Source organism: Amycolatopsis keratiniphila subsp. keratiniphila (genome assembly GCF_001620365.2).
GTDB classification, from domain to species: domain Bacteria; phylum Actinomycetota; class Actinomycetes; order Mycobacteriales; family Pseudonocardiaceae; genus Amycolatopsis; species Amycolatopsis keratiniphila.
Window position 1 is genome coordinate 404083 of sequence record NZ_LQMT02000005.1, and the last position, 7567, is coordinate 411649.

The window sequence follows — 7567 nt, forward strand, 5'->3', positions numbered from 1 at the left end:
ACTTCCGGCGCGCCGAGCAACCAACTCGCGACGGTGGAGGATTTGGGACGTTCGACGTCCCAAATCCTCCACGCTCGCCCCGGTCGGGAACCCGCTTCAGCCCACCATCGGCACCGTGGATCGAAGGATCAGTGGATGGTCCGGTGGATCCACCCGGCGTAGGCGGGCACGCTCGTGTACAGGCCGGGGCCGTTGGCGCACGGCACGTCGTCGTCACCGGGGCCGGACGTGACGCCGATCAGCTCCCAGCGGCCGCCCCAGCCGCGCTGGACCTGCGGTCCGCCGGAGTCGCCCACGCACGCCATCGCGCCGCGCTTGCGGCTCACCGTGCACAGCCGGGTCGAGTCCGCGTAACCGGGCGAGCATTCGGACACGGCGCCGATGCGGGTGTCGAGTTGCTGGAGCCGTTCGGGGAACACGACCTTGTCCAGGTCGGCGGTGTCGACCGTGGTGCCGAAGCCCATCAAGCGGGTCGGTGTGCCGGGGCGGCCGGGACGGTCGGCGATGCGGATGGGCCGTTCGGAGACCGGGCGGTCCAGGCGTACCAGCGCGATGTCGTTCTTGTTCGGCGCGCCCGGTTGGTAGCCAGGGTGGCGGACCCAGCGGTCGATCGTGCGGACGGTGCCGCCGGAGGTCCGCCGTTCGCTGCCGATGCGCACGGTTCCCTCCGGCCTGGCCGGGTTGTTGTCCGGGTCGACGCAGTGTGCCGCGGTCACCACCCATTGCGGATGCACCAGCACGGCCCCGCAGACGCCCTTGGCGTTGTTCATTTCGGGCACGACCTCCGGGATCGAGGCCATGAATTCGTAGCGCTCGGTGGAGTTCTTGCCGTTCACCACCGCACCGGCGCTGCCGGGTACCGCGATCGCGCAGCACACTCCCGCCAGCGTGACAGCGGCGGCACGAACCAGATTGCGGCGCAGGGTCGCCACCTTCGACATGCTTTTCCTTTGTTCGACGACTTCGGATCGATCAAGTCCAGCCTTGTCGTCCAGCTCGCCCGTGACCATCGGGCAAGCCCCCGACCCGCGGTGGTGGTGGCCCGACGCCGGCCGGTAGCGCAGGTACCACCTATGTCATGAAAGGGTCGTTCAGGACGTTTTCCGTCCTGAACGACCCTTTCATGACATCCGCCACGGGTTGTGTGACCGCGGTGGCAGCTGTGGCTTCGGTCGAGGTGGTCGTGAGTGGCGTTTCGGGTTCTAACCCGAAACGCCACTCACGACCACCTCGACCGATCGGCGGAACCCGCGTGTGTGGCCGGGGCCGGTGCTAGCTTCTTGCCTGTGAGCGTTGATGGCGTCGAGCAGCGCCCGTCCGATTCTCCCTACGTGGAGCGGGTCTACCGTGCCGGGCAGGCCGCCGTCGGGCCGTCGCGCATGCGGTCCATCGCGAACTCGAACTGGGAGCTCGTGGTGTGGCGCGACCGGGGCGAGACGCATGTGGCGGTGCGCGGGCCCGAGACGAGCCCCACGGTGCTGGACCTGGGCCCGGGTGAGGGTGAGACGCTCGGCATCATCTTCCGGCACGGGGCGTACCTGGCGCCGATGCCGGTGCGGGGGCTGGTCGACACCGCGGTGCCGAGTCCCCACACCACGGCCCGTTCGTTCGTCCTGCAGGGCGAGGAGTGGGAGACCCCGGGCTACGACAACGCCGACGTCTTCGTCGATCGCCTGGTCCGTGCCGGATTGCTGATCCGCGATCCGCTCGTCACCGACGTGCTCCGCGGCGAAGTGCCCACTTTGGTCACACCGCGGTCGGTGCAGCGGCGGGTGGCCGCGGCGACCGGGCTGACCCAGGGCGCGATCCGGCAGATCGAGCGCGCCAGGCAGGCCGTGATGCTGCTGGGGCAGGGGTTGGCGGCGATCGAGGTCGTGCAGCGGGCCGGGTATCACGACCAGCCGCATCTGGCCCGTTCGCTGACGCGGTTCACCGGACGCACGGCCACTCAGCTCAGGCACGCTAGCGAGGACGAGGTGCTGTCGCTTCTGTACAAGACCGAGGTCGCGGTGCACCCGTAGGTTTCGTGGTGACACACAGACCTACTGGAGGAGAAGTCATGGCCATCTCGCAGATCTACGTCAACCTGCCGGTCTCCGACCTCGAGGCGAGCACGAAGCTGTACACCGCGATGGGCGGAACGGTGAACCCGGACTTCAGCGGTGACACCTCGGTGCAGGTGGCACTCGCCGACACGATCCTGGTGCAGCTGATGACGCGCGAAACGTTCGCGTCGTTCACCAAGCGGTCCATGACGGACGGTCCGATCGAGGTGATCAACGCGTTGGCCGCCGGGTCGCGCGAAGAGGTGGACGGCCTGGTCGACGCGGCACTGGCCGCGGGTGCCACCGAGCCGCGCGCGGCACAGGACATGGGCTGGCTGTACAACCGGGCCATCGACGACCTGGACGGCCACAGCTGGGAATTCCTGGCCTACGATCCGACCGCGATGGGCGACGGCCAGGAGTGACCACGGGCCTCACCGATCAGAAATCCTCCGCCGCGTCGTCGATTCAGGTGACCCCTCGCACCGGTGGAAGGATCGACGACCATGACCGACGCGGACGCGGCCACGTTCATCGAGGTGGCCCGCTCCGGTGATCCGGCGCGGTTCGCGCTCGTCACCGAACGCCACCGGCGTGAGCTGCAGGTGCATTGCTACCGGATGCTCGCGAACTACGAGGACGCCCAGGACATGACGCAGGAGACCTTCCTGCGGGCGTGGCACAAGCGGGAGTCGTTCAAGGGCCACGCCGCGCCGCGGACCTGGCTATACCGGATCGCGACGAACGTCTGCCTCGATTTCCTGGAGAAACGCGAGGACCGCACGCCGCAGGACTCCGAGGTGCTGTACCTGCAGCCGTACCCCGACCGGATGCTCCCCGAGGACCCGCAGGAATCGGTGGTGGCGCGGGAGACGATCGAACTGGCGTTCATCGTCGCCGTCCAGCATCTGCCGCCGCGGCAGCGGGCGGTGTTCATCCTGCGCGACGTCCTCGGCTGGCCGGCGTCGAAGGTGGCCGCCGCCCTCGGGTTGACCGTCGCATCGGTGACGAGCGCTTTGCAGCGGGCGCGCGTGACGATGCGCGGACGGCTGCCCGGCCGCCGTCTCGAGTGGCGGGGCGCGGAGCTGTCCAAGGACGAGCGTGGCGTGGTGAAGGCGTACATCGAGGCTCATGAGCGAAACGATCTCGACGGGCTGGCGGCCTTGCTGCGCGAAGACCTGCGCTTCGCGATGCTGCCCGAGGCGGGCACCACGACCACGACGGCCAAGGACGCGGTGGACGGCTGGGTCTCCGGTGGGCTCTTCCGGCGCGGCCACGACGACTGGCGCGGTATCGCCACCACGGTCAACCGCATGCCGGCCGCCGCGCTGTACCTGCGCACCCCCGGAGAGCCGGAGTACCGGCTGTTCGCCATCGCTGTCCTGCGCGTCGAAGACGGGAAGATCGCCGAGCTCACCGGATTCGACGCCACCGGCAAGCCGTGGCTGGGCCTGCCCGCGGCACTGTGACCGCCCCTGTGCCCTGGGTCCGGTATTCCTCGCGGGCAGGCCGTCGAAGGGGTTGCGAAAGCCACTTTCGCAACCTTCAACGTTGCGAAAGTGGCTTTCGCAACACATCGGGCCTGCCCCAGGTCTGCCTCAGCGCCTCGTCTCGTACCGGGTCAGGAGCACGCCGCCGGGAAACGTCCGCGTCTCCACCAGGGTCAGGTTCACCCAGCTGTCCAGCGCGGTGAAGAACGGCGTGCCGCCGCCCACCAGGACCGGCACGGTGACCAGCACGTATTCGTCGATCAGCCCGGCCCGCATGGCCGACCCGGCGAGCGTCGCGCCGGCGATGTCCATCGGGCCGGCGTCCTCGGCCTTGAGCCGGGTGATCTCGGTGACCGCGTCGGCAGTGACAAGGCGGGTGTTCCAGTCGACGGCGGCGGTCTTCGAGGAGAACACCACCTTCGGCATGTCCCGCCAGCGCTGGGCGTACTCGATCACGGCCGGTGTCGCGCCGGGCTGCCGATCGGCGGTCGGCCAGTGGGAACTCATCCCCTCCCACAGCTTGCGCCCGTACAGCGCCAGGTCCGTCGCCGCCACCCGGTCGGACCACCACTGGAACAGCTCGTCGCCCGGCGACGAGTCCGGTCCGTCGCCCCCGCTCCAGCCGAGGTCGCCGCCGGGCGCGGCGATGTAGCCGTCCACGGTCACGTTCATGCCAAAGCTCAGTTTCCGCACGTCAGCCTCCGGTGAGTCGATCTCACCCGTACAGACGGTCGCGGTGCGGAAAACTGATCGGTCTCGCCTCCGGCACCCCCATCTCGGTGTACGCGGCGTGCGCGGTCCGCCGGTGCCGCCGCGCGGCGACCGGATCACCGTCGGCGAACAGCGCGTCGGCGAGTCCGCTTTGGGCTCTCGCCAGTTCGTAGCGGCTGTCCGCCGCGGTCGCCGACTCGATCGCCTTCCGCAGGCAGCGGACGGCTTCGGCCGATCGCCCGGCGGTGAGCAGGGTGGCCGCCAGATCGGTGCTCGCGGTCAGCACGCCTTCCCGGCTGCCGATCTCCCTCGCCAGATCGATGGCCTGCCGGTGATGCGCCAACGCCTCGTCGAACCGTCCGGCGGCGACGAGCAGGACACCGAGATGGTTGAGCACCTTGCCCTCGTCGCCCCGGTTGTGCGTCTGCCTCGCCACGGCGAGCGCCTGCTCGTAACAGGCCCAGGCCTCGGTGTCCCTTCCCATGCGCCAGAACGTGGTGCCGAGGCCGTCGAGCGTCCGGCATTCACAGAGGTGGTCGCCGCTCGCCCTGGTCGCGTCGAGGGCCTGGGACAGGTTGTCGACGGCGGCGGAATGATCTCCCAGGTGCATCTCGGCGACGCCGATGTTGCACAACTGCCGGGCCCGGAACGACTCGTTGTCCGTCGCGACGGCGAATTCCAGTGCCCGCCGGAAACAGGGGAGGGCCGCCCGGTAATCACCGAGACCGGCCAGCAACAGGCCCACGTTCCCCGACAGGTTGAAGACGTAATCGGATGCACCGGCGGCGTCGAATTCGGAGATCGCGTCCTGCAGGACGGCGAGTGATTCGGCGGCGTCGCCCCGTTGCCAATGGATCATGGCCAGCCCGTTCAGCACGTGCCCTCGGGTGACACCGGAGGCGACCCTGGCGGCATTGCCGTACAGGGCGAGTGCGTCACTCACGCACACGCGGGCCTCGAAATAGCTCGTCATCACGCACGCGAGCCGGGTCACGTGCTCGTCGCGCCCCTCGCCCAGCGCCCAGCCGGATGCGACGACGAGGTTGACCCGTTCGGTGTCCAGCCATGCCATCGCCTCGTCCGCTCCGTCGAACACGAGGGCCTGCACCGCGGGGGTGGGCAGGTCCCGCCACCGGTCCGCCTCGTGCGGGTAACAGGTGACGAGTGCGGCGCGGGCGGTGGCCAGCTGGAAGTCGAGGAGCCTGCCGACCGCGGCCCGGCGCACCCGGGCCTGGACGCTCTCGCGGACGCGTTTCTCGGCGAAGACCCGCACCAGGTCGTGCAGTTCGAACCGGGACCCGCGGGCGGTGACCATGCTGGCCTCCACCAGATCGTCGAGCCTGCCGCGGACGACGCCGACCTCGACGCCGGCCAGCGCCGCCGCCGCGTGGTCGTCGAAATCGCGTCCCGGGTACATCGCGAGCAGGCCGAGCAGCGCCCGGTCCGGTTCGGCCAGTTCGTCGTACGACGTGCGCAACGCGACCTCGACCCCGTCGTCCAGCCGCAGCATGGTCCGCAGATCGGCGAGGCGGTCCCGGTGGTCGGCCATCGTCCACTCGTCCGAGGCGGCCAGCCGCCGGGTCACCAGTGCGAGGGCCAGCGGCAACCGGCCGACCAGCTCGATGATGTCGGCCGCTTCGCCCCGCTCCGCGTCGACGCGTTCGTCGCCGATTCCGTCGCGGAGCAACTCGACCGACTCCTCCGGCGTGAACACGTCGAGCGCCACGTGCCGGGCCGCGGTCAACTCGACCAGGCGGCGTCTGCTGGTGACCAGCACCAGGCAGGTCGGGATGCCGGGCAGCAGCGGCAGCACCTGGTCGACCGACGCGGCGTTGTCCAGCAGGATCAGCGCGCGCCGTCCCTCCAGCAGACGGCGGAACAGCGCGCTCCGGTCGGCGAGGCTGAGACAGCCGATCTCGCTGCCGGACGCCCCGAGCCGGCGCAGGAAACCTTCGAGCACCGCGGCCGGGTCGGCGGCGGGCCGGTCCGCGTCGAAGCCGCGCAGGTTCACCACCAGCCGCACGTCGGCGAACCGGCCCCGTTCGGCCAGCAGCCGCGCGGCCTCACCGGCGAACCGGGTCTTGCCGACCCCGGCCATTCCGGAGATCGCCCACACCCCGGCGTCGTCCGGCTCGGCCGCCAGCACCCGGCGCAGTTGCGCCTGCCTGCCGACGAATCCGCCGACCCCGGAGGGAAGGTGGTCGGCCACGCTGATCACGGCCGCCTCGGTGGCGTCTCCGGTGATCACCCGGTGCGCTTGCCGCCATTCCGCGGCGACGTCCATGCCGAGCAGTACGGCCGCGATGTCGACGACCAGCTCGACGTCCAGCCGTTTGCGTCCGGGCAGCAGGCAGCGGTACACGGTGTTGTAGGCGGGCAGGTCGGCCGTCCCGCGGGCCGTGCGCAGGCGCCGCACCCGCCGGTGCAGCTCCCGGTGCGTCAACCCCGCCCAGGCCAGCGCCTGCCTCAGCCGCTGGGAGAGCTCGTCGTACGACCGGGCTCCGACCGGGCTCGGCGGCTGCTCCTCCGTCACGGGAACCCCCTGGACACGTGAACCGAATGCCGGTCGACCTTAGTCGAGAGCAACGGCCGATGGGCCGGATCGGCGAACTCGGTGGCCGGTGAACTGCGTGTCCTATCGGGAGCTGCATCGGCGTGTCGTGCGAGGGCTGGGCCGAAGGCTCCCTTCGCCGCGTCTGATGCGACGAAGGGAGCCTTCACCACGCCTCCGGCACGGCCTTGGTGCCGAGGACCGTACGGTTCGAATCACCGGGGAAGACCCCGGCCGGCGGTCATCCCGGAGCGAGCCTGCTCACGCCCACTTGTAGCCGACACCCAAGAAGCCCGGCTGGACCTTCGCCCGTACCTTGGGCGTGGCGGCGAGGCCGAGGTAGCCGCCGCCCTTCTTCGGCGGTCCCGACCACCGCACGACGGCGGTGCCGCTGGTTCCGCATCCCGCGGTCTTCCAGGTCGCGACGCTCTTCTTCTTTTTGGTGCTCCAGTAGTGCCCCTGAACCTGGACGCAGATCCTGGTGTTGCTTCCGGCCTGCGCGGCCCACTTGTAGCGGCGGTGCTGCGGATTCTTCTTCGATTCCTGGCTGATCCAGGCACAGTCCGAAGTGGACACCTTCCAGCCGCTGTAACCGGCCGTGGCACCACGCCATCCACCGCAGGCGGTGGTGCCGGCTTCCGGCGCCTCTTCGGTCAACGTGACCTCGGCCGTGCCGTCATCGGCCATGGCCGGCGCGCTCTGCATGGCGAGCGCCATTCCCGCGACCACGAGGCCGGTCGTGACCCGTGTCGTCCATTTCTTCAAAATGC

At 69.9% G+C, this 7567-nt stretch carries 7 protein-coding genes; 3 read left to right on the plus strand and 4 right to left on the minus strand.

Annotation, left to right across the window (positions count from 1 at the left end):
- Nucleotides 1–128 precede the first annotated feature (128 nt).
- Entirely contained in the window at nucleotides 129–941 is an 813-nt protein-coding gene (locus tag AVR91_RS03930; RefSeq protein ID WP_063276334.1) for a S1 family peptidase, read from the minus strand.
- Between the two features lie 345 nt (nucleotides 942–1286).
- On the opposite strand from AVR91_RS03930, the gene AVR91_RS03935 reads away from it, so the two are divergent.
- The 3 genes from AVR91_RS03935 to AVR91_RS03945 all read left to right on the plus strand — a co-directional run bounded on the left by AVR91_RS03935 (nucleotide 1287) and on the right by AVR91_RS03945 (nucleotide 3514).
- Nucleotides 1287–2021: a helix-turn-helix domain-containing protein gene (locus AVR91_RS03935; protein WP_063273549.1), complete on the plus strand. Its 735-nt coding sequence runs from the start codon at nucleotides 1287–1289 to the stop codon at nucleotides 2019–2021.
- A gap of 38 nt (nucleotides 2022–2059) precedes the next feature.
- The gene (locus AVR91_RS03940) at nucleotides 2060–2470 is read left to right on the plus strand and encodes a VOC family protein (protein WP_016335614.1); all 411 of its coding nucleotides are present in this window, start codon (nucleotides 2060–2062) and stop codon (nucleotides 2468–2470) included.
- An 81-nt stretch (nucleotides 2471–2551) separates the two neighbouring features.
- A complete protein-coding gene (locus AVR91_RS03945) occupies nucleotides 2552–3514 on the plus strand; it encodes an RNA polymerase subunit sigma-70 (RefSeq protein WP_063273550.1) in 963 nt (320 codons plus the stop codon).
- Between the two features lie 129 nt (nucleotides 3515–3643).
- On the opposite strand, the gene AVR91_RS03950 is transcribed toward AVR91_RS03945, so the two are convergent.
- The 3 genes from AVR91_RS03950 to AVR91_RS03960 all read right to left on the minus strand — a co-directional run bounded on the left by AVR91_RS03950 (nucleotide 3644) and on the right by AVR91_RS03960 (nucleotide 7562).
- On the minus strand, nucleotides 3644–4228 hold the full coding sequence (locus AVR91_RS03950) for a dihydrofolate reductase family protein (protein WP_063270897.1): 585 nt from the start codon (nucleotides 4226–4228) through the stop codon (nucleotides 3644–3646).
- A gap of 22 nt (nucleotides 4229–4250) precedes the next feature.
- Nucleotides 4251–6779, minus strand: coding sequence for a tetratricopeptide repeat protein (locus AVR91_RS03955; protein ID WP_063270896.1), 2529 nt, complete (start codon nucleotides 6777–6779; stop codon nucleotides 4251–4253).
- A gap of 279 nt (nucleotides 6780–7058) precedes the next feature.
- Nucleotides 7059–7562, minus strand: coding sequence for a hypothetical protein (locus AVR91_RS03960; RefSeq protein ID WP_063270895.1), 504 nt, complete (start codon nucleotides 7560–7562; stop codon nucleotides 7059–7061).
- Nucleotides 7563–7567: the final 5 nt, after the last annotated feature.